Origin of the sequence: Streptomyces sp. ISL-99 (assembly GCF_018614005.1) — a bacterium.
GTDB classification, from domain to species: domain Bacteria; phylum Actinomycetota; class Actinomycetes; order Streptomycetales; family Streptomycetaceae; genus Streptomyces; species Streptomyces flavidovirens.
In genome coordinates, this window is sequence record NZ_JAGGPC010000061.1 from 1 (window position 1) to 20,588 (window position 20,588).

The 20,588-nt window shown below is 70.3% G+C and carries 19 protein-coding genes; 3 read left to right on the forward strand and 16 right to left on the reverse strand.

The window, feature by feature from the left end; genetic code table 11:
• Positions 1-28: 28 nt before the first annotated feature.
• The 10 genes from J7E91_RS30185 to J7E91_RS30230 form a co-directional block, all read right to left on the reverse strand.
• A complete protein-coding gene (locus J7E91_RS30185) occupies positions 29-1,003 on the reverse strand; it encodes an ABC transporter substrate-binding protein (protein ID WP_214909945.1) in 975 nt (324 codons plus the stop codon).
• A 50-nt stretch (positions 1,004-1,053) separates the two neighbouring features.
• Positions 1,054-3,060 carry a proline/glycine betaine ABC transporter permease gene (locus tag J7E91_RS30190; RefSeq protein ID WP_214909947.1) on the reverse strand — a complete coding sequence of 669 codons (2,007 nt, stop codon included), beginning with the start codon at positions 3,058-3,060 and terminating at the stop codon, positions 1,054-1,056.
• Positions 3,057-4,148: a glycine betaine/L-proline ABC transporter ATP-binding protein gene (locus J7E91_RS30195; protein ID WP_214909950.1), complete on the reverse strand. Its 1,092-nt coding sequence runs from the start codon at positions 4,146-4,148 to the stop codon at positions 3,057-3,059. Before J7E91_RS30195 ends, J7E91_RS30190 begins: the two co-directional genes overlap by 4 nt.
• Complete coding sequence (locus tag J7E91_RS30200) at positions 4,148-5,680, reverse strand: GMC family oxidoreductase (RefSeq protein WP_214909953.1); 1,533 nt, start codon at positions 5,678-5,680, stop codon at positions 4,148-4,150. The genes J7E91_RS30195 and J7E91_RS30200 overlap by 1 nt, the downstream gene beginning before the upstream one ends.
• A gap of 136 nt (positions 5,681-5,816) precedes the next feature.
• Positions 5,817-7,319 carry an aldehyde dehydrogenase family protein gene (locus J7E91_RS30205; protein WP_214909956.1) on the reverse strand — a complete coding sequence of 501 codons (1,503 nt, stop codon included), beginning with the start codon at positions 7,317-7,319 and terminating at the stop codon, positions 5,817-5,819.
• 140 nt (positions 7,320-7,459) lie between these two features.
• Complete coding sequence (locus J7E91_RS36885; RefSeq protein ID WP_285439152.1) at positions 7,460-8,398, reverse strand: serine/arginine repetitive matrix protein 2; 939 nt, start codon at positions 8,396-8,398, stop codon at positions 7,460-7,462.
• 4 nt (positions 8,399-8,402) lie between these two features.
• Positions 8,403-8,789, reverse strand: coding sequence for a hypothetical protein (locus J7E91_RS30215; protein ID WP_308377506.1), 387 nt, complete (start codon positions 8,787-8,789; stop codon positions 8,403-8,405).
• Positions 8,776-10,560: a hypothetical protein gene (locus J7E91_RS30220; RefSeq protein ID WP_214909958.1), complete on the reverse strand. Its 1,785-nt coding sequence runs from the start codon at positions 10,558-10,560 to the stop codon at positions 8,776-8,778. The genes J7E91_RS30215 and J7E91_RS30220 overlap by 14 nt, the downstream gene beginning before the upstream one ends.
• Positions 10,561-10,749: 189 nt before the next feature.
• Positions 10,750-11,298, reverse strand: a complete 549-nt coding sequence (locus J7E91_RS30225) for a hypothetical protein (protein ID WP_214909959.1) — start codon at positions 11,296-11,298, stop codon at positions 10,750-10,752.
• On the reverse strand, positions 11,298-11,543 hold the full coding sequence (locus tag J7E91_RS30230) for a helix-turn-helix transcriptional regulator (RefSeq protein ID WP_028812273.1): 246 nt from the start codon (positions 11,541-11,543) through the stop codon (positions 11,298-11,300). Before J7E91_RS30230 ends, J7E91_RS30225 begins: the two co-directional genes overlap by 1 nt.
• Positions 11,544-11,696: 153 nt before the next feature.
• Between J7E91_RS30230 and J7E91_RS30235 the strand changes: the two genes are divergently transcribed.
• Positions 11,697-11,849 (forward strand): hypothetical protein, encoded by a 153-nt coding sequence (locus tag J7E91_RS30235; RefSeq protein ID WP_214909960.1) that lies wholly within the window; start codon positions 11,697-11,699, stop codon positions 11,847-11,849.
• A gap of 141 nt (positions 11,850-11,990) precedes the next feature.
• On the opposite strand, the gene J7E91_RS30240 is transcribed toward J7E91_RS30235, so the two are convergent.
• The 4 genes from J7E91_RS30240 to J7E91_RS30255 all read right to left on the reverse strand — a co-directional run bounded on the left by J7E91_RS30240 (position 11,991) and on the right by J7E91_RS30255 (position 16,331).
• Complete coding sequence (locus J7E91_RS30240) at positions 11,991-12,980, reverse strand: malate dehydrogenase (RefSeq protein ID WP_214909961.1); 990 nt, start codon at positions 12,978-12,980, stop codon at positions 11,991-11,993.
• Positions 12,981-13,305: 325 nt separating this feature from the next.
• Positions 13,306-14,388 (reverse strand): XRE family transcriptional regulator, encoded by a 1,083-nt coding sequence (locus J7E91_RS30245; RefSeq protein WP_214909963.1) that lies wholly within the window; start codon positions 14,386-14,388, stop codon positions 13,306-13,308.
• 420 nt (positions 14,389-14,808) lie between these two features.
• Positions 14,809-15,432 carry a DUF3017 domain-containing protein gene (locus J7E91_RS30250; RefSeq protein WP_214909964.1) on the reverse strand — a complete coding sequence of 208 codons (624 nt, stop codon included), beginning with the start codon at positions 15,430-15,432 and terminating at the stop codon, positions 14,809-14,811.
• Between the two features lie 20 nt (positions 15,433-15,452).
• Positions 15,453-16,331: a bifunctional methylenetetrahydrofolate dehydrogenase/methenyltetrahydrofolate cyclohydrolase gene (locus tag J7E91_RS30255; RefSeq protein ID WP_214909965.1), complete on the reverse strand. Its 879-nt coding sequence runs from the start codon at positions 16,329-16,331 to the stop codon at positions 15,453-15,455.
• A gap of 226 nt (positions 16,332-16,557) precedes the next feature.
• Between J7E91_RS30255 and J7E91_RS30260 the strand changes: the two genes are divergently transcribed.
• A complete protein-coding gene (locus J7E91_RS30260; RefSeq protein ID WP_214909966.1) occupies positions 16,558-17,202 on the forward strand; it encodes an RDD family protein in 645 nt (214 codons plus the stop codon).
• A gap of 100 nt (positions 17,203-17,302) precedes the next feature.
• On the opposite strand, the gene purH is transcribed toward J7E91_RS30260, so the two are convergent.
• Positions 17,303-18,865 (reverse strand): bifunctional phosphoribosylaminoimidazolecarboxamide formyltransferase/IMP cyclohydrolase, encoded by a 1,563-nt coding sequence (gene purH, locus J7E91_RS30265; protein ID WP_214909967.1) that lies wholly within the window; start codon positions 18,863-18,865, stop codon positions 17,303-17,305.
• Positions 18,862-19,518, reverse strand: coding sequence for a phosphoribosylglycinamide formyltransferase (purN, locus tag J7E91_RS30270; RefSeq protein WP_214909968.1), 657 nt, complete (start codon positions 19,516-19,518; stop codon positions 18,862-18,864). Before purN ends, purH begins: the two co-directional genes overlap by 4 nt.
• 261 nt (positions 19,519-19,779) lie before the next feature.
• On the opposite strand from purN, the gene J7E91_RS30275 reads away from it, so the two are divergent.
• On the forward strand, positions 19,780-20,580 hold the full coding sequence (locus J7E91_RS30275; protein ID WP_214909969.1) for a hypothetical protein: 801 nt from the start codon (positions 19,780-19,782) through the stop codon (positions 20,578-20,580).
• Positions 20,581-20,588 lie beyond the last annotated feature (8 nt).

Sequence of the window (20,588 nt, forward strand, 5' to 3'; positions counted from 1 at the left end):
CGGCGGGCACGGCGGGCACGGCAAACGCCTACTTCTTCGGCATCCAGGTCTTCCACGTCGACTCGTTCGCCTTGACCCACTTCTCGGCCGCGGCCTCGGGTGACAGCTTCTCGTCCGCGATCATCAGGGCGACCTCGTTCTGCTGCTCGGTCGTCCACTTGAAGTTCTTCAGGAACTCCGCCGCCTTGCCGCCGTTCTTCGCGAAGTCCGCGTTGAAGAACTTCTGCAGCGGCGTGTTCGGGTACGCGCAGGCGACCTTCTCCGGGTCGGCGTCGCAGCCTTCCTTGTACTCCGGCAGCTTGACCTCGACCATGTCGATCTCGGCGTTCAGCCACTGCGGCGTCCACCAGTACGTCAGGAACGGCTTCTTCGCCTTGGCGTACTTCTTCATGGCCGTGATCTGGCTGGCCTCGGAACCCGAGTAGTTCGTCTTGAGGTTCAGCTTCAGGTTCTTGATGATCGCGTCGTCGTTGGTGACGTAGTCGGGCGACCCTTCGAGGATCTCGCCCTTGTCACCGCTCTCCGCGGTCTTGAACTCGTCGGCGTACTTGTTGAGGTTCTTCCAGTCCGTGACGTCCGGGTGCTTGTCCGCGAAGTACTTCGGCACGAACCAGCCGATGTGCCCGGTGACACCGAGGTCGCCGCCCTTGACGACGGTCTTCTTGGTGTCGACGTAACTCTTCTCCTCCTTGGGGTGGCCCCAGTCCTCCAGGATCCCGTCGATGTCGCCCTTCGACAGCGCGTCCCACGCGAGGACCTCGCCCATCTGCTGGGTCTTGACGGTGTAGCCGAGCTCCTTCTCCAGGAGGTACGCCGCGACAGCGGTGTTGGCCTGCGCGCCGACCCACGACGGGACGGTCAGCTTCACGGTCTTCTTGTCACCGGCCTCCTGGCTCTTGCCGGTGTCGGCGGCGCCGCACCCGCTGAGGGCGAGCAGGCCGAGGGCGGCGGCGGCAGCGGTGGCCGTGCGGAGTACTCGGGTATTTCGCGTATTCATGCGCATGGTGAGGGTGACTCTCTTCTCTGGCAGGAATGAGGCAAAAGGAGGGGGCGTCAGCCGTCGTTACGGCCGCGGGAGCGGCCCGCGCCCGGCTGGGTGAGGCGGTCCAGTACGAGACCGAGGCAGACGATCGCGGCGCCGGCCGTCATGCCGACACCCATCTCGCCGCGCGAGAGGCCCTTGACCACGTCGTAACCGAGCGCGCCACCGCCGACGAGACCGCCGACGACGACCACGGCGAGCACCAGCACGACGCCCTGGTTGACGGCGAGCTGCAACGCCGGGCGGGCCAGCGGGAGCTGCACCTGGAGGAGTTGCTGCCGGGATCCGGCGCCCAGGGAGCGCGAGGCCTCCAGGGCGGACGGGTCGACCTCCCTGATGCCCTGGGTGGTGATGCGGACGACGGCCGGCAGGGCGTACACGACGGCCGCGATGATCGCGGACGCGCGCGTGACACCGAACAGCGCGACCACCGGGATCAGGTACACGAACTGCGGCATCGTCTGCATCGCGTCGAGCACCGGCCTCATCCACCGCTCGAAGCGCCCCGCCCGCGCCGCCGCGATGCCGAGCGCGAAGCCCAGCAGCAGCGTCACGAAGAGCGCCGCGATCACCTGGGAGAGCGTGTCGAGGGACTTCGTCCATACGCCGAGTACGCCGATGGCGCCCATGGCGAGCGTCGAGGTGAGCGCGGTCGCCCACGACCCCACCAGCCACGCCAGCGCCGCCACGGTCAGCAGCAGGGCCCACCAGGGCAGCCACACCAGGCCGTCACGCAGCGGGTTGAGCACCCACAGGGTGAAGTTCTCCGACCACACCTCCGTGCCGCCGAGGACCGGGATGCCCGAGGCGAGGTGCTCGGTGACCCAGTCCTGCGCCTTGTTGACGGGCGTGGAGATGTCGTACGTCCAGCCTTCCGGCCAGGTCAGCGGCGCCAGCGCCCGGTTGGCCGCGGCGACCGCCGCGGTGACCGCGGCGACCAGCGCCCAGGCGCGCCAGCCGTGCAGCAGCCGCGAGCCGCCCGGCACGGACGTGCCGATGCGCTCGCCCGCCGCCGCGGTCGTACGGTCGAGCCAGACCGCGATCAGCACGATCGGGATGCCGGCCGCGAGGGCCTTGCCGACGTCGACCGTGGACAGCGCCGAGTAGACCTCTTCGCCGAGGCCGCCGGCGCCGACGAGCGCCGCGATGACGACCATCGACAGCGCCATCATGATCGTCTGGTTGAGGCCGAGCAGCATTTCCTTGCGGGCGAGCGGCAGCCGCGCCGTCCACAGCCGCTGCCAGCCGCCGGCGCCGAGCGAGGCCGAGGCCTCAAGCACCCCGGCGTCGGCGCCGCGCAGGCCGAGGGCCGTGAGGCGGGCCATCGGCGGGGCGGCGTAGATGACCGTACAGAAGAGGGCGGCGGGCGTACCGGTGCCGAAGACGAGCACGAACGGCAGCAGGTACGCGAAGGCCGGCATGACCTGCATGGTGTCGAGCACCGGTCGCAGCATCCGGTGGAAGCGGTCGGACAGTCCGGCCGCGAGGCCGAGCAGGATGCCGAGCACGGAGGCGACCGCGACGGCCACGACCATCAGCGCGATGGTGAGCAGCGTGGCGTCCCACATGCCGAGCAGCCCGCACACGGCGAACACGACGGCCGCGATGCCCGCGGTCTTCGCGCCGCGCCGGCCGAGTCCGGCGGCACGCCATGCGAAGAGGACCGCCATGGCGGCGAACCCGGCCCAGCCGAGCGCGTCCAGGCCGCTGTAGACGGCGTCGACGGCGTCGGTGGCGGTGTTGGACAGATGCAGCAGGAAGTACAGGAAGAGGGGGTGCGTCTCGCGGTTGTCGATGACCCACTCGTTGGCGTCGTCGAGCGGACCCGACACGTCGACGGTCAGGCCGGCGGGCCAGCTGCCGCCGCCCCACAGCGCGGCGCCGAGCGGTACGAGCACGAACGCGGCGACGGCGAGCGCCAGCAGCTTCCGGCCGGCGCGGTGACGTACGACGGCGGCGAACCCCCCAGGAGCGGCCGCTGCCGTGTCCTTCACGGGCGCGGTGACGGCCGCCGTCATGCGGCGACCGCCTTCGCTGTGTCGATGCCCGCGACCACGGCGAGCAGCCCCTGGTGGTCGACGATGCCGATGCAGCGTCCGTTCTCCATGACGCGGGCGGGCTCGCCGGTGCGGGCGACGGCCTCGATGGCGGCGGAGACGGTGGCGTCGGGAGAGACGGAGGCGCCGGTCTCGGTCTCGTGCGCGTCGTCGGCGGGGCGCATGGCCGTGCGTACGGTCATGACCTGCTCGCGCGCCACGTCGCGGACGAAGTCGCGCACGTAGTCGTCGGCGGGCGAGCCGACGATCTCCTCGGGGGTGCCGAGCTGCACGATCCGGCCGTCGCGCATCAGCGCGATCCGGTCACCGAGCCGCAGCGCCTCGCTGAGGTCGTGGGTGATAAAGACCATGGTGCGGCCCTCTTCGCGGTGCAGGCGGATGACTTCTTCCTGCATGTCGCGGCGGATCAGCGGGTCGAGCGCGCTGAACGGCTCGTCGAAGAGCAGGACTTCGGGGTCGACGGCGAGGGCGCGGGCGAGGCCCACGCGCTGCTGCTGCCCGCCGGAGAGCTGCCCGGGACGGCGCTCCTCCATTCCGGCGAGGCCGACCTTCTCGACGACCTCGGCGGCCTTGGCGCGGCGCTCGGCCCGCCCCATGCCCTGGATCTCCAGGCCGTAGGCGACGTTGTCGACGACCGAGCGGTGCGGCAGCAGGCCGAAGTGCTGGAAGACCATGGAGGCGCGGTGCCGGCGCAGTTCGCGCAGCCGCGACTTGTCCATGGACAGGACGTCCTCGCCGTCGATGGCGATGGCGCCGGAGGTCGGCTCGATGAGGCGGGTCAGGCAGCGTACGAGGGTGGACTTGCCGGAGCCCGAGAGCCCCATGACGACGAAGACCTCACCCTTGTGCACGTCGAAGGAGACGTCACGCACGGCGGCGGTGCAGCCGGTGCGGGCCCGCAGTTCCTCGGCGGACAGTTCGGCGCAGTCCGGGTTCGCCGGTATTCGGTCGGCCTTCGGCCCGAAGACCTTCCACAGGTTCCGTACGGAGAAGACCGGTTCGGCGGCGTTCGTGTCTTTCGTGTGTTGCGTATGTTCAGCAGCGGTCATCACGCATCACCTCCCGGTGCTGTCGTTGCGGCAAGCAGTTCGGCGCACTTCTCCCCGACCATCAGGACCCCGATCATCGGGTTCACGGCGGGCATCGTCGGGAAGACGGATGCGTCGGCGATACGGATGCCTTCGAGGCCACGGATTTTCAAGTCCGGTGACACTACGGCAAGTTCATCAGCGGGATCACCCATGCGGCAGGTACCCGCCGGGTGGTACACGGTGTGCGCGACCTTGCGGGCGTACTCGCTGATGTCCTCGTCGGAGGTGACCTCGGGGCCGGGGCAGACCTCACGCTTGAGCCACTTCGCGAGCGGCTCGCTCTTCGCTATCTCGCGGGCGATCCGGATGCCGTCGACGAGCGTCCGGGCGTCGTAGTCGTCCTCGTCCGTGAAGTAACGGAAGTCCAGCGAGGGCTTCACGGCCGGATCGGCGCTGGTCAGGAAGAGCCGGCCGCGGCTGTGCGGCTTGGGGATGTTCGGGGTCATCGACACGCCGTGCTCGGGCCGCTCGTAGCCGAGCCGCTCCGGGTTGTCGGTGAACGGGATCTGGTAGAAGTGGAACATCAGGTCCGGGCCGCGGCTCGCCGGGTCCCGCCGTACGAACAGACCCGCGTCGGAGTCCATCGCCGAGTTCTCGGGTATCGGCCCGTCCGTCTCCCAGACGATGACCGACTCGGGGTGGTCGAGCAGGTTCTCACCGACGCCGGGCAGGTCGAGCACGACCGGGATCCCGAGCGCTTCCAGGTCCTTCTTGGGCCCGATGCCGGAGTGCAGCAGCAGCCGCGGGGTGTCCACCGCGCCCGCGCACACGAGGACCTCACGGCTCGCCTCGACGAGGACCTCCTCGCCGTCCTTCGTCCGGACCCGCACACCGGTGGCGCGCGTCCCGTCGAGCTCCAGCTTGTACGCCCAGGTCTCCAGCATGAGGTGGAGGTTCGGCCGGTCGAGGAACGGGTGCAGGTACGCGACCGAGGCGGAGGAGCGCTTGTTGTCCTCGGGGTGGTACGCGAGGTCGAAGAAGCCGACGCCCTCGTGGAAGGGCTTCTTGTTGAACCCTTCGACGCGCGGTACGCCGATCGCGTCCTGCGCCGCGTCGACGAAGTCGCGGGCGATGGCGTTCCGGTCCTTCTCGTCGACCGGCACGATGTTGTTGCGCAGCTTGTGGAAGTACGGCGCCATGGAAGCGGCGCCCCAGCCCTTGGCGCCCGCGGTCTCCCACTCGTCCCAGTCGGACGGCAGGGGCTGGAAGGCTATGAGGGTGTTGTGCGAGGAGCAGCCGCCCAGGACGCGGGCCCGGCTGTGCCGGATGTGGGAGTTGCCGCGTGGCTGCTCGGTGGTGGGGTAGTCGTAGTCGAGGTCACCGCCGAGCAGGCCCATCCAGCGGCGCAGGGTCAGGACGTCGGGCCGGTCGATGTCGGTCGGCCCGCCCTCGATGACGGCGACGCTGACCGACGGGTCCTCGGTCAGCCGGGACGCGATCACCGAACCTGCGGTGCCGCCCCCGACGACGACGTAGTCGTATACGGGCATGGGTTGCTGCTCCTCTTTCGTGCGGTCCCGGTCATCGGCCGCCGAACGCGCTGACACTTTCAGCCGTCCGGCATTTGAGGACCGGGGTCCGGGGCGGAGCCCCGGTTGTGGGAAGGGGCGGGCAGGGGAAAGCCCCTCAGCCCGCGAACCAGCGCACCGGACGGGGCTCCAGGTTCTGGTAGATGTGCTTCGCCTCGCGGTACTCGGCAAGGCCCGAAGGACCGAGCTCGCGCCCGATCCCGGACTTGCCGAACCCACCCCACTCCGCCTGCGGCAGGTAGGGATGGAAGTCGTTGATCCACACCGTGCCGTGCCGCAGCCGCCCCGCGACGCGCCGTGCACGCCCCGCGTCGGCCGTCCACACGCCACCGGCCAGCCCGTACTCGGTGTCATTGGCCAGCGCGACGGCCTCGTCCTCGGTACGGAAGGTCTCCACCGTCAGGACGGGCCCGAAGACCTCTTCCCGTACGACGCGCATCTCGCGGTGGCACTGGTCGAGGACGGTCGGCGCGTAGAAGTACCCGTCGGCCGGCCGTACGTCGGACGGCTCGGGCCGGGTGCCGCCGGAGCGCAGGACCGCGCCCTCTTCCAGCGCGGAAGCGACGTACATCTCCGTCTTCGCCAACTGCTGCGCGGAGACGAGCGGTCCGCACTCCACGCCGTCGGCCGTTCCTCGTCCGAGGCGGATCTTCGCGGCCCGGCGGGCGAGTTCGGCGACGAAGCGCTCGCGTACCGATTCCTCGACGATGAGCCGGGAGCCGGCCGAGCAGACCTGGCCGCTGTGGATGAACGCGGCGTTCAGCGCCTGGTCGACGGCGGTGTCGAAGCCTTCCTCGGTGGCGCAGGCGTCGGCGAAGACGACGTTGGGGTTCTTGCCGCCGAGCTCCAGCGCGACCTTCTTCACGCTCACAGCCGCGGCCTGCATGACCTTCGTACCGCTGGCGAGGCCGCCCGTGAACGACACGAGGTCGACATCCGGGTGCTCGGACATCCGTGCGCCGACGGGGTCGCCCGCGCCGGTCACGAGGTTGGCGACACCGGCCGGAAGACCGGCCTCCACCAGCAGCTCGATCAGCGCGACGGTCGTCAGCGGGGTGATCTCGCTCGGCTTGATCACAAAAGTGTTGCCCGCGGCCAGGGCCGGGGCGATCTTCCAGCTTGCCTGGAGCAGCGGATAGTTCCACGGCGCGATGAGCGCGCAGACGCCGACCGGCTCGTGCACGACGACGCTGTGGATCTCGGGCGAACCGGCGTCGACGACCCGGCCGCCGCTCTCGCCCATGACGAGGTCGGCGAAGTACCGGAAGGCGTCGGTCACGCAGTCGACGTCGACCCGGCCCTCTTCCAGCGTCTTGCCCGCGTCTCGGCTTTCGAGGAGCGCGATCTCCTCGCGGTCCCGCTGGAGCAGCTCACCGACGCGCCGCAGCAGCGCGGCCCGCTCGGCCACCGGGGTACGGGGCCACTCGCCCGTGTCGAATGCCCTGCGGGCCGCCGCCACCGCTGCATCGACGTCGGCGGCACCGCCCTCGGCGACGACGGCGAAGGGCTTGGCGTCCGCGGGGTCGATGATCTCGCGTGTGGCGCCGGAAGCGGCTGCTCGCCACTTCCCGTCCACATGAATGGTCTGTTGTGCCGACACGTCGCGTTTCGCCTTCCGTTCCCGATATGTTCCGCCAGTAAAGAGACGGGCATCCGGGAGCCCTCCCCCAGGGACCGGGAACCATGCGCAATAGATGGCCGAAAGTGCCCTGCATCACGACTGGAGTGAAGCAAAACCGGTCAGAACGTGTCATTTAGCTGGAAGTGTTCGATCGCCGTGTCCAGCACCTTCTGCTGCCGCGGCCACTCCCCGGCGGGCGCCGCGACCAGTACGGCCCACAGCTCGCCGCTGGAGACCTGGAAGACACGCTCGACGCCGCGCCTGCGCCCGCCGCTCTCCTCGCTGTCGTACTCGTAGACCAGCTCGGCCGACTGTCCCTCGTTCACGGCGCCGTCCACCGGGCCGACGCGGATCTCGTCGTAGCCTTCGGTGCCGTCCCGCAGCCCCTGGGAGGCCAGGCGCACCGCCTTGCCGGGGGTCATGCCCGCCTCGGTGACCTGGAAGACCTGCACCAGGGAGGCCCGGTCGGCCGTCCGGTAGAAGACGCGGTCGTTCTCCAGGCTGCGTTCCCAGCCCTCGGGGACGGCGATGGAGAAGCCCCCGGAGTCCACCACCAGCCGGTAGCCCGCGGGCACCTGCGGGGCGGCCGTCGCGTCCGGGCCGGTCGCGTCCGCCGTAACCGACTCCTCCGCGGTGGTCTCGTCCGTCGCGGTCCCACCGGGGAGAACCTCCTGCGGGGACGAGGTGCTCTCGGCCGACTGGACGGCCTGCGGCCCTTCCGCCCCCGTACGTGCCTGGTCGCCGCCGCTGGTGCCCACGGTGAACCACACCGTCACCGTGCCCAGCGCCAGTGCGACGACGGCGACCCCGGCGGCAAACGGCGAAATCCAGCCCCGTAAGGAACGCGCGGCGGGGGCGGGGGCGAAGGGCCGGCCGGGGTCGGAGCCGGGGCCGCCGTCGTACGACGGCGGCCCATAGGAAGGGGCGAGCGGATCCGTCGGCGGCGGCGGTACCGACGGCAGGGGCGGCAGCGGCGGAGGTGAGACAGGGGGCGCGGGCGTCCCCTCGTCACCGCTCTCCCAACGCTGCGTCTCCGCGTTCCAGTACGGCCCGGCCATCGGTTCAGCCTCCCAGCAGAGAGCCGACCGCGGCCACGGCGGCGGCTCCGGAGGCCAGGACCTCGACGCTCGGGCCGGCTGCCGTGAGCGCGTCACGCAGCCGGGCGAGGCGCCCGGGGGTGACCTGTCCCGCCTCCTCGATCTCTTCCTCCGCGGAGACGAGTTCGGCGTCGAGGACGGTGGTGGTGTCGGTGGCGACGAGCCGGTCCAGGTCCGCCCGGAGCTGCCGTACGGCGAGCAGCAGCTCCTCGTGGGCCGGGTCGCGGGCCGGGACGGCGCTGTTGTGGGTAGTGGTGTTGGTGTTGGTCACGGTGTTGCCGCTGCCGATACCGATGGCGCTGCTGTTCACGGTCCCGACGTGGACCGACGGCTGCTCGTCAGGCTTTCCCACTGCGCGCTCCCCCATTTTTGCCTGCACTGTTGCTGTTGCTGTTGCTGCTGCCGCTGCCGCTGCCGCTGCCACCACTGTTGTTGTTGGTGGTGACGGTGTTCTTGTCGCCGATTCCAATGGCGCTTCCGTGCGCGGACTCGATGAAGACTCCGCCGGACCCCACGTTCACGATCTTCTGCTCGAACTCGTCGGTCTGCCAGCCCGCTTCGTGCAGCGCCAGCCGCACCCCCGCGGCCACCCGGTCCTGGACGCTCTTCAGGTAGCGGTTGATGTCCATGTCCTGGAAGAGCGAAGCGTCCCAGTCGGAGCCGAGCTCGCGCACCGACCGGGCGGGCCCGTCCGGCAGCGCGCCGCCACTTCCGCCGGTGAGCATCTTCCACCCGCTGATGGCGCCACGTCCGAGGGACTCGAGCGCGCGTCCGAGCGAGCGGGGGGTGCGGGTGAGTGCCCAGACGGCCTTGCCGAACCAGTTGTTGTTGCGGTGCCGGTGGGCGATCCGGTCGGCGTCCTGGAACAACTGCCGTACGGGGAGCAGCACATGGGGCGCCACTTCCAGCATCAGCATCCCGCCCTGGGTGTGGACCCGTACGAAGACCGTGACCACGACCTCCTCGCTCCAGCCGCCCACCCGGATCCGCAGGAAGTGCCGACGGCTCTCGCCACCCTCCTCCACGGCGCCGCTCCGGTGGGCCTCGAACCCCACGGGGTCGTACGGCGCCTGGTCGCGCCGGGTCAGCCCGGTGACCGGCAGGAAGACGCATTCGTCGGTCTGGAGCTCACGCAACCGGTCGCGCACGGCGGCCGCGAGCTGCGGCGATCCGTGCGGCGAGGGAATGCGCAGCGCCTCGACCAGCGGCACGATGCGGTGGATGATCTTCGCGTTGTCGATCGCCTCCGGGGTGCTGTCCTTGCGCGGACGGAGCTCCACGGAGAGATTCCACGGCTGGTACGGAATCCCGGCGCCGCAGAAGGGCTGCGAGGCGTTGTACATGACCAGCGGAGCGTGCTGCTCGACGCGGATGAACCGCACGAGCCGGCCGAAGCGCGCCCCCTGGCCGCGCTCGGCGGGGTCGGCCGCGTGGTTGGGGAACTGCTGAGGGGAGAGCTCGCTGGTCAGCATCCGCGCGAACTGCCCGCGCTGCACCGCCACGACGGCGGTGAGGACGGCGAGCAGCGCGAGGATGCCCCATGCGGTGCCGGCATCGCCCAGGGAGAGCTCGGAAGCAGGTCCGAAGAGGTCGTTCGCGCCGAAGGAGTCCGTAGACCCGAACGGACCGGAGTCCCCGTAGCCGTCGCCGTACCCGTCACTGCCGCTGTACCCGTAACCGCCGGAGTCCCCGGAGCCCTCGGAGTCGTCGAAGCCGAAGGCGGTGACGACCAGGCCCGCGAGGATGAGGGCGAGCAGGATGCGCCCGTACCAGCGCAGCAGGAACGCCGGGATCCGGCGGTACAGCGGCGGCCGCCGGCTGCTTCCCCTGAGCCATCCGGCGATGCTGAGCATGAGGCACGGGCCGACGAGTACGACGAAGACGCCCCCGGTCAGCAGGACGGCGAAGACCCACAGCGCCACCACCCCGGCGGCCCAGGCGAGTTCGGTAAGCCGGGCGCGCAGCGCGTGCGCGAGGACGCGGGCGGCGTCGAAGCCGTACGACGGGGCGGCGATGCGCTCCTCGTGGACGTACAACTCGTCGATGACCGCGTCCCGGTAGCCGTCGTCGAGGTAGACCCCCGCGCACAGCAGCCGGGTCGCCTCACTGGCGGCGGGGGCCACGGGATCTCTCCCGCGCAGATCGTCCTGGCCGCCGGGCTGGGTGGGTAAGGCGGTTCGAGGCACCATGCCCCTTTCGCTGTACGAGCTGCACTGCGCGAACGACCGTTCGAGCGGGGCGAGTTCAGATGGAAAGGGGTGACATTCTAAACCCACCGGGACGCATGCGGCGACACGAAATTCGCGCTGTGATCAGGCGTTCGCGAACTGGCCGCCGGCGTCGTCGGCCGGCTCGTCCCGCACCATCAGACCGGCCACCCACAGCGGCATCAGCCAGTGCACGGCCAGGACGGCGATCAGTACGGGAGCGATCAGCCCTTCGACCTGTACGTCGCCGAACCAGCCGGCCGCACCGACCCCGAGGGCGGCGGCCAGCAGCAGTCCGGAGGTGAGCCGGTGCGCACGGGCGCGGGCCCGGTCGCGCTCGGCGAGCTGCCGCTCGTCGAGTACGCGGCCACGCAGTTCGAGCAGGCCACGGGTGGCGCTGTTGATGACGCCGGTCACGAAGCACCAGGGCAGGAGCAGGGCCAGTGTGGCGACGAGCGCCCACACGTGCCGCTCGCCGAAGACCACGACGTTCCAGCACACCACCCAGGGGACCGTCATGAGGATGTGCGCGCCGACGAAGAACCGTCGGCGCGCGGCGGTGGCGTAAAGGGCGGCGCCTTCCTCGCGGTTCATCAGCGCGAACATGCGCCGGTCGTGCCTGGTGACTTTCACTGTCTGCTGCCCTGCGGTCATTACCGCTTCCTCCCGTAGACCTCGTCGGTGAGCGGCCGGAACGGCCGGAGGGAGAACAGCGCCTCCACCGGCAACTCGAAGAACTCGGCGATTTTCAGGGCGAGATCGAGACTCGGGTTGTACTGGCCCCGTTCGATGTACCCGACGGTCTGGTAGTGCGCCCCGACAGCCTCGGCCAACGCCTGCCGCGACACCCCACGCTCAGCCCGAACCATCGCCAGCCTGTTGTGCACCTGCTCGCTCATGTATAAGAAGTACTACATTCGGATGGAGAACTGCAAGACCGAGCCCACAAGCTCGTTGCCGGCCGGGAAGAAGCGCGGTGCCGTGCGGGAGGTCATGCCGAAGCAGCCCGGCTATGTGCAGGCCAATACTCACCGGGGTCTTGAGGCACTCGAGTGGCCAACTACAACCAGTGGCGCTCGCAGGCGGATCTGGCGGCAGCGCGCGAAGACGCGGACGTGCGCGCGTGCATGGAGGAAGTACCGAAAATCGCGACACTCGACCTCGTACCGTACGAGGTCGTGTCCGTACACCGGCGTCAGGTGTAGCGCCCGGGACGGTTCACCGGGCTGTCATGCTCGCGCCGTTGGAAGGCGGGGCATCGGGATGGCGGGAAACACCCCCGGCGTGCGGCGCGCCCGGATGTCCGCAGACAAGCCGGGCGCGCCGCACGCCGGGAGGCTAAGACACTAGATCAGGCCGAGCTCGCGCACCGCGTCGCGCTCTTCCTTGAGCTCCTGGACCGACGCGTCGATGCGCGCGCGGGAGAACTCGTTGATGTCCAGGCCCTGGACGATCTCGTACTTGCCGTCCTTGCAGGTGACCGGGAAGGAGGAGATGAGGCCCTCCGGCACGCCGTACGAACCGTCCGACGGGATACCCATCGACGTCCAGTCGCCGGCCGCCGTGCCGTTGACCCACGTGTGCACGTGGTCGATGGCCGCGTTGGCGGCCGAGGCGGCCGAGGACGCGCCGCGCGCCTCGATGATCGCCGCACCGCGCTTGGCGACGGTCGGGATGAAGGTGTCGGCGAGCCACTTCTCGTCGTTGACGACCTCGGCGGCGTTCTTGCCGGCGATCTCCGCGTGGAAGATGTCCGGGTACTGCGTGGCCGAGTGGTTGCCCCAAATCGTGAGGCGCTTGATGTCGGAGACCGAGGAACCGGTCTTCTTCGCGAGCTGCGAGAGCGCGCGGTTGTGGTCGAGGCGCGTCATCGCGGTGAAGCGCTCGGCCGGTACGTCCGGGGCCGCCGCCTGGGCGATGAGCGCGTTGGTGTTGGCCGGGTTGCCGACGACGAGGACCTTGATGTCGTCCGCGGCGTTGTCGTTGATGGCCTTGCCCTGCGGCTTGAAGATGCCGCCGTTGGCCGACAGCAGGTCGCCGCGCTCCATGCCCTTGGTACGGGGGCGGGCGCCGACGAGGAGGGCTACGTTCGCGCCGTCGAAGCCGACGTTCGGGTCGTCGGTGATCTCGATGCCCTGGAGCAGCGGGAAGGCGCAGTCGTCGAGCTCCATGGCGGTGCCCTCGGCGGCCTTCAGGCCCTGCGGGATTTCCAGGAGACGCAGCTTGACCGGCACATCCGCGCCGAGCAGGTGGCCGGAGGCGATGCGGAAGAGCAGCGCGTAACCGATCTGGCCGGCCGCGCCGGTGACGGTGACATTCACGGGAGTGCGGGTCATGGCGATCTCCGTAAGACAGCTGGCGGTGGGGGCCCTTGCCCCTCGTTGCTGATATCCCGGCACGCCCAGGCGTCTGTTCGGCGTCTGAATCTTGACGTGAAGAGATATCCAGCGGTCAGGCTATCCGACCCCGGGAGCCCCGGTCTCCCGACCCCGTGTGGTCCGGCGCACATACCCCCGAACGCCAGGCGGCCGCCCGCGCCGGGGGAGGAGCGCGGGCGGCCGTCCGACCGGGGTGCTGTACACCCGTGGGGGGATACCGTCCGCCTTCCCCGTTCGGGCTCGGGCATTCCCCCCTCTTCAACACCTCTTCAATTCATCACCGCTATTGCTGAGTGGTGCAGCCCTTCACGCCCGACATGAGCGTCGCGCACGCCTTCGAGTCAGCGGCCTTGGTGACGGCGACCATTGGGGTGTACGCGTCCTTGTCCGCGTCGACCAGGCCGTTCTGGGCCTTCGGCTTCTCGCCCTCGCTCTCGCCCGTCCCGGCCGCGGCTTCCGAGGCGATCTGCACCTGGTCACCCTCCGTCGCCTGCGTGATACGGGCCCACGCCGCCCCGCACGTCTTGCTGTACCGGACCTCGACGAAGGCGGTACCCACCGTCGCGCTGGCCGTCGTCCTGGCGAACTCGCCGCCGCAGCCCATGGCCTCGGGGTCCTCACCCGTACAGTCGTCGCCGCTGCACTTGACGCCGGCGGGCAGCTCGGGGGCCGAAGTGGTCGGTGCGGCCGTCGGCTTGCGCTTCGCCACGGGGTCCTTGTCCTTGCCGCCGAGGTCGGTCAGCAGCACGGCGGCGGCTATCACCAGCAGCGCGCCCACGACGCCCGCGAGGAACATCGTGATCTTCCTGCCCCTGCGACTGCCGTCCGGCGAGCCCGGACCCCGCCCTGATCCCGCCCCCGCTCCCCCGCCGGGCTGCTGCGGCGATATGGCAAAGCCCTGCGGCGCGCCAGTCGGCGTACGCCCGCCCGCCCCATTGGCCACCGCACCCGAGCCCGGACCGATGGAGTCCGCGCCGGGGCCCATCGCCGTCGACCGGCCGCCCTTGGCGGGCGCCGGAGTCTGGTCGAACTCGCCCAGCGCGGCCCGCGCCTGTGAGATCCGGATCGCTTCCATGGTCATGTCGTGACGCATCTCGGAACGGCTCCAGGCGCGCTCCGCGAGCTCCCACATGGTGGTCAGGTGGTTCGTGTTCGTACCGGTCACGTCGGCCAGTGCGACGACCGCCCCCTTGGGCGCGAGCAGCCGGCCGTTCAGATAGCGCTCCCAGGACGTCTTGCTGTACCCGGTCCGGTCCGCGACCGCCGCGATGCTGAGCCCGCTGCGGTCGACGAGCCGACGCAGCTGGCTCGCGAACTCCTTGACCTGCGGATCCAGCTCCTCCGGTAGAGCTTTCCAACGAGGCATTGCTTCCCCCTAGTCCCCCCGTACGTGCCTGATGTGCCCCTTGCTCTCGTGTCCCCCTGCCACGCCACCCCTTCGCGGCCCAGGTTGCGGGCCAACAAGAGGGATGCGCGAAGCCAGGATGTCAGTTCCTTGGGTAGGAGCGCACGGGAGCATCCGGGAGTCCGGCGCGCCCCTTGCGCGCCCCCTCCCGATTCCCCGGAACAGTGTCCCATCGAGGCGGCCCGCCGCGATCCGTAGCCCCTTCTGTCGCCCGGTGATCAGGCGGTGGCGGAATGGTCACCTCCGTGCCACAGGGATCCGGCACCCCTTGATCGGATTTGACGCTTCCCTGACGCTGAAAACCGTGACGGCGCCCGTCCTGCCTCGGGGGAGAGGACGGGCGCCGTCGTGATTCCAGCGCGCCCGGCGACCGCGCTCGCCCTAGCGCACCGTGAAGCGGACCGCCGACTCCAGGAGCGGGATCTCGAGCCACGGATCGGGCTGCGCCATCAGCGCGAGCAGCACGATGGCGAAGCCGAGCAGGCCGTACGTCGCCATGTCGGTGAAGCGCGAGCGCACGGCCAGCATGCCGACCGACGGGATGAACCGGCGCAGCACGGCGCCGGAGATCAGGGCCAGGCCGATCAGCAGCGTACCGAGACGGAAGCCGATGCCGAACGCGTCGACCGCGACGAGCAGCAGCCCGAGCCCGGTGGTGCCGAGGACGACCAGGAACGGCCACTGCCTGACGGGAGCGGCGGCGTCACCGGGGGCGGCGCGGCCACCGCCCTCGGGCCGCGCGGTGTCCCGGGTGAACATCGGAAAGCGCCGCGTGGTGCGGACGGGGCCTTCCGGCCCCGGGGCACTGACGACACCCTTGGCGGCGGGCTCGGGCTCGCCGGCCTCACCGGTCCCGGCCGTCTCACCCGTCGCGCCCGCCGCGCCCGTCCGGTCCGTGGCCTGTGCGTCTTCAGCGACTTGCGCGGCCCGCGCGTCCTGCGCGGCCGCGTCCACGGTGACGTCCCCGGTGGTGGCCGGTTCGTCCGGACTCGTAGCAGCACCCATCGGTGGCGCTTCCTTCCCGCTCAGCCCGTGGCCGCGTCAGCGGCGCCGGCCGCTGCGCGCTCCGCCGCCTCGACGACGTTGACCAGCAGCTGGGCGCGGGTCATCGGGCCGACGCCGCCCGGGTTGGGGGCGACCCAGCCGGCCACCTCCGCGACGCCCGGGTGGACATCGCCGACGATCTTGCCGTCCTCGTCCCGGCTGACGCCGACGTCGAGCACGGCCGCGCCCGGCTTGACGTCCTCGGGCTTGATGAGGTGCGGCACACCGGCCGCGGCGATGATGATGTCCGCCTGCCGGAGGTGCGCGGACAGGTCGCGCGTACCGGTGTGGCACTGCGTCACCGTCGCGTTCTCGGACTTGCGGGTCAGGACCAGCGGCATCGGGCGGCCGATGGTGATGCCGCGGCCGACGACCACGACGTTCGCTCCCTTGATCTCCACGTCGTGGTGGCGCAGGAGCTGGACGATGCCGTACGGCGTGCACGGCAGCGGACCGGTCTCGCCGATCACGAGCTTGCCGAGGCTCATCGGGTGCAGGCCGTCGGCGTCCTTGTCCGGGTCCATCAGGGCCAGGACGCGGTTGGTGTCGATGCCCTTGGGGAGCGGGAGTTGGACGATGTAACCCGTGCACTCCGGGTTCTCGTTGAGCTCGCGTACCACTGCCTCGATCTCCTCCTGGGAGGCGGTCGCGGGCAGTTCGCGCTGGATCGAAGCGATGCCGACCTGCGCGCAGTCGCGGTGCTTGCCCGCGACGTACCACTTGCTGCCCGGGTCGTCACCGACCAGCAGGGTGCCGAGCCCGGGGACGATGCCCTTGGACTTCAGCGCCGCCACGCGGGCGGTCAGCTCGGACTTGATCGCGGCTGCGGTGGCCTTGCCATCGAGAATCTGGGCAGTCATGCCCCCATCCTCGCGGATGAACCCGCCCTGGTTCCAATCAGGCCGCCTGGCCGAGGTTGCACTTGCACAACACATAGGGACGCCGACTGGACAAAGAGACGAGTGAACTACAACGATGATCGGCGCAGTGCCGCGGACAGCGGCGGGGGGCACCGCTCGTTCTTCTTGTGACGTTCCTCCGCTCGGGCCGCGACGTCCCCAGCACTTCCAACGGAGGAACACCGCCATGAGTTTCGGCGACCCGAACAACCCCTACGGCCAGCAGCCGCAGCAGCCCCCGCAGGGCCAGCCCGGTTACGGCTACCCGCAGCAGGCCCCGCAGGGCGTGCCGCCGCAGCAGGGTTACGGCTACCCCCAGCAGGGCGGCCAGCAGCCGGGCCAGCCGTACGGCGCGTACCCGCAGCAGCCGGGGCAGCCCTACGGCGGCATGCAGCAGCCCGGCCAGCCCTACGGCGGCATGCCGCCGTTCGCCCACTGGGGCCTGCGGTTCCTCGGCTACCTGCTTGACATGGTCATCATCCTCGGCCCGATGTACGCCCTGATCGGCATCGGCGCGGCCATGGGTCCCGAATCGGCCGGGGCTTCGATCCTCTCGATCATCGGGTTCCTGTACTTCATCGGCATGCTCGTTTTCCAGCTGTACAAGGAAGGCACCACCGGTCAGTCGATCGGCAAGCGCGCCATGGGCATCAGCCTGCTGCGCGAGGCAGACGGCCGCCCGCTCGGGTTCGGCATGGCCTTCGTCCGCAAGCTGGCCCACTTCCTCGACAGTCTCGCCTGCTACATCGGCTGGCTGTGGCCGCTGTGGGACGACAAGAAGCAGACGTTCGCGGACAAGGTGTGCTCCTCGGTCGTCGTCAAAATCAAGTGACGACCAGCCAAGTGACCACCTGACGTCGGTCCGCGCGAAGGCCGCGCCCCTGGAAGAGGGGCGCGGCCTTCGCGTTTGTGCGGCCTTCGTGCGTACCGCGTCAGTGGAAGAAGTGGCGCGTGCCCGTGAAGTACATCGTCGCGCCCGCCTTCTTCGCGGCCTCGACGACCTGCTCGTCGCGGACCGAACCGCCGGGCTGGACCACGGCCTTGACGCCCGCGTTCAGCAGGATCTCCAGCCCGTCCGGGAACGGGAAGAACGCGTCGGAGGCGGCGTACGCGCCCTGCGCCCGCTCCTCGCCCGCGCGCTCCACCGCGAGCTTCGCGGAGTCGACGCGGTTGACCTGCCCCATGCCGACGCCGACCGACGCACCGCCCTTGGCGAGCAGGATCGCGTTGGACTTCACGGCGCGGCAGGCGCGCCAGGCGAAGGCCAGCTCGGCGAGTTCGCCGTCGGAGAGCGCCTCACCCGTGGCGAGCGTCCAGGTCGACGGGTCGTCGCCGTCGGCCTGGAGCCGGTCGGTGACCTGAAGCAGCGCGCCGCCGTCGATCGCCTTGACCTCCACCACATCCGACGGGGCGTCGGGGCAGACCAGCACGCGGATGTTCTTCTTACGGGCCAGCACCTCGACGGCGCCGTCCTCGTATCCCGGAGCGACGATGACCTCGGTGAAGATCTCGGCGACCTGCTCGGCCATCTCCACGGACACCGGCCGGTTGACGGCGATCACACCACCGAACGCGGACAGCGGGTCACAGGCATGAGCCTTGCGGTGCGCCTCCGCGACGTCCGCGCCGACGGCGATGCCGCACGGGTTGGCGTGCTTGATGATCGCGACACACGGCTCGGTCTGGTCGTACGCGGCGCGCCGCGCGGCCTCCGTGTCCGTGAAGTTGTTGTACGACATCTCCTTGCCGTGCAGCTGCTGCGCCTCGGCGAGGCCGCCCGTACCGGAGGTGTAGAGAGCGGCCGGCTGGTGCGGGTTCTCGCCGTACCGCAGCACGTTCTTGCGCGCGTACGTCGAGCCGAGGAAGTCCGGGAAGCCGGTGTCGTCCGCCGCCGCGTAATCCGCGGCGAACCACGACGCGACCGCGACGTCGTACGCCGCCGTGTGCTGGAAGGCCTCGGCCGCGAGCCGCTTGCGGGTCGTCAGGTCGAAACCGCCGCCCTTGACCGCGTCGAGGACATCGGCGTACCGCTCGGGGCTGGTGACAACCGCCACAGAGGGGTGGTTCTTGGCGGCGGCGCGGACCATCGAGGGACCGCCGATGTCGATCTGCTCGACGCACTCGTCCGGAGTCGCGCCGGAGGCGACGGTCTCCTTGAACGGGTACAGATTGACGACCACGAGGTCGAAGGGCTCGACGCCCAGCTCCTCCAGCTGCGCGCGGTGCGCGTCGAGCCGCAGGTCGGCGAGGATACCGGCGTGTACGCGCGGGTGCAGCGTCTTGACCCGGCCGTCGAGGCACTCGGGGAAGCCGGTGAGCTCCTCGACCTTGGTGACCGGGACGCCGGCCGCGGCGATCTTCCCGGCGGTGGAGCCGGTGGAGACCAGGGTGACGCCCGCCTCGTGCAGGCCGCGGGCCAGCTCCTCAAGGCCCGTCTTGTCGTAGACGCTGACCAACGCGCGGCGGATGGGCCGCTTCGTACCTTCGGCGGTCACTGGATAACTACCTTTCGTCCCTCAATGTGAAAGCCGTTACGGGCCAGACGCCCCACGACATCGACGAGCAGCCGTCGCTCGACTTCCTTGATGCGCTCATGAAGAGCGACACCACCATCTGCGTAATCCCCGTCCCGGATCTCGACCACGCCCTGCGCGATGATCGGGCCGGTGTCGACACCGTCGTCGACGAAGTGGACCGTGCATCCGGTGACCTTCGCGCCGTACGCGAGTGCGTCGCGTACGCCGTGGGCGCCGGGAAAGCTGGGCAGCAGGGCGGGGTGGGTGTTCACGAACCGGCCGCCGAAGCGCGCGAGGAATTCCTTCCCCACGATCTTCATGAAGCCGGCCGAGACAACCAGATCGGGCTCGTACGCCGCCGTGGCCTCGGCCAGGGCCAGGTCCCATTCCTCGCGCGACGCGTAGTCCTTCACGCGGCGGACGAAGGTCGGCAGCCCGGCGCGCGCGGCACGCTCCAGGCCCGCGATCCCGTCCCGGTCCGCGCCGACGGCCACGATCTGCGCGCCGTACGCCGCCGGGTCGTCGCCGATGGCGTCGAGCAGGGCCTGGAGGTTCGTACCGGAACCGGAGACCAGCACGACGAGGCGGGCGGGCGTGCCGGGAGGGCGGGAGGAAGGGGGCGGGGAGGCCACGGCGGGTCTCTTTCTCGCGTGGTGCGGTTTGTGTGGTCGTACGAACGAATCGCGCCCCCTGATACGGGGAACTCTACGAAGACGCCAACCGTCGGCAACGATACCGGCACACCGAGCGGCCCCCACGGGACGGGTGCGTGGCCGGGAGGTAGCGTCAGGGACAGGTTCGTTCTGCGAACTGGGACAATCCGTCTCCGGACGGGAACAGATCGACACACAAGACCCTCTGTGCACCGGGTCTGAGGGGAAGACGTTCACCAGATGACGGACCGACGCCGCCGCGCGGCTCTCCGCCTGCCGCTTTCCGCGACGCATGCCGGACAGCGGGGTTCTCAGTTGCTGCTGCGGGACCGCCAGTCCTCGTCGACCCCGCCTCCGTCGCCCCAGGGCGACGACAATCCCTTCGCGCCGCCGCCCGAGGGGCGGCCGGACCAGCCCTGGCAGCCGCGCAAGCCGGCGAACGGGGGCGGCCAGGACGACGGCCAGGACCAGCAGGACAATCCGCCGTCCTCTCCGGGAGGGTGGAGCCCCCGCCAGCCGGGCCGCCAGAGCGGCGGATTCGGGGGGCCCGGACGTCAGGGCGGCCCCGAGGGTCCGGGCGGCGGCGGCAACGGCCCGGCACTGCGCTGGGACCCGACGGACCCGGCGCAGCGGCGGGCGCGTTACGCGCTGCTGTCCGGCATGTGGGCCTTCTTCTTCGCGCTGTTCGACCTCCCCGAGGTCGCGCTGCTGCTGGGGGCGCTGGCGCTGTACTGGGGCATCAGCTCACTGCGCGCGAAGCCCCGCCGCGGCCAGGACGCCACAACGGGCACCTCCGCCGCACCGAACACGGGCGCACCTGCGCCGACGGCCGCCAGCACCAGGCCGCAGACGACGGCGGCGGTGAGCGGCCTGGTCACGGCGGCGCTCGCGCTGACGATCGTGGCGACGACGTTCACAGTGCAGCTGGTCTACCGCGACTACTACACGTGCGTGCAGGACTCCCTGACCCAGTCCGCGCAGGTGTCCTGCAACGACCTGCTTCCGAAGCCCCTGCGCCCGGTCTTCGGCGTAAAGGAGTAGCCGCCGCC

Excerpts from the sequence above, each read along its gene's own strand:
- J7E91_RS30185 (WP_214909945.1), bottom strand. The coding sequence starts at position 1,003 with ATGCGCATGAATACGCGAAATACCCGAGTACTCCGCACGGCCACCGCT.
- J7E91_RS30190 (WP_214909947.1), bottom strand. The coding sequence starts at position 3,060 with ATGACGGCGGCCGTCACCGCGCCCGTGAAGGACACGGCAGCGGCCGCT.
- J7E91_RS30195 (WP_214909950.1), bottom strand. The coding sequence starts at position 4,148 with ATGACCGCTGCTGAACATACGCAACACACGAAAGACACGAACGCCGCC.
- J7E91_RS30200 (WP_214909953.1), bottom strand. The coding sequence starts at position 5,680 with ATGCCCGTATACGACTACGTCGTCGTCGGGGGCGGCACCGCAGGTTCG.
- J7E91_RS36885 (WP_285439152.1), bottom strand. The coding sequence starts at position 8,398 with ATGGCCGGGCCGTACTGGAACGCGGAGACGCAGCGTTGGGAGAGCGGT.
- J7E91_RS30225 (WP_214909959.1), bottom strand. The coding sequence starts at position 11,298 with ATGACCGCAGGGCAGCAGACAGTGAAAGTCACCAGGCACGACCGGCGC.
- J7E91_RS30230 (WP_028812273.1), bottom strand. The coding sequence starts at position 11,543 with ATGAGCGAGCAGGTGCACAACAGGCTGGCGATGGTTCGGGCTGAGCGT.
- J7E91_RS30240 (WP_214909961.1), bottom strand. The coding sequence starts at position 12,980 with ATGACCCGCACTCCCGTGAATGTCACCGTCACCGGCGCGGCCGGCCAG.
- J7E91_RS30245 (WP_214909963.1), bottom strand. The coding sequence starts at position 14,388 with ATGCCTCGTTGGAAAGCTCTACCGGAGGAGCTGGATCCGCAGGTCAAG.
- J7E91_RS30250 (WP_214909964.1), bottom strand. The coding sequence starts at position 15,432 with ATGGGTGCTGCTACGAGTCCGGACGAACCGGCCACCACCGGGGACGTC.
- J7E91_RS30255 (WP_214909965.1), bottom strand. The coding sequence starts at position 16,331 with ATGACTGCCCAGATTCTCGATGGCAAGGCCACCGCAGCCGCGATCAAG.
- J7E91_RS30260 (WP_214909966.1), top strand. The coding sequence starts at position 16,558 with ATGAGTTTCGGCGACCCGAACAACCCCTACGGCCAGCAGCCGCAGCAG.
- J7E91_RS30275 (WP_214909969.1), top strand. The coding sequence starts at position 19,780 with ATGACGGACCGACGCCGCCGCGCGGCTCTCCGCCTGCCGCTTTCCGCG.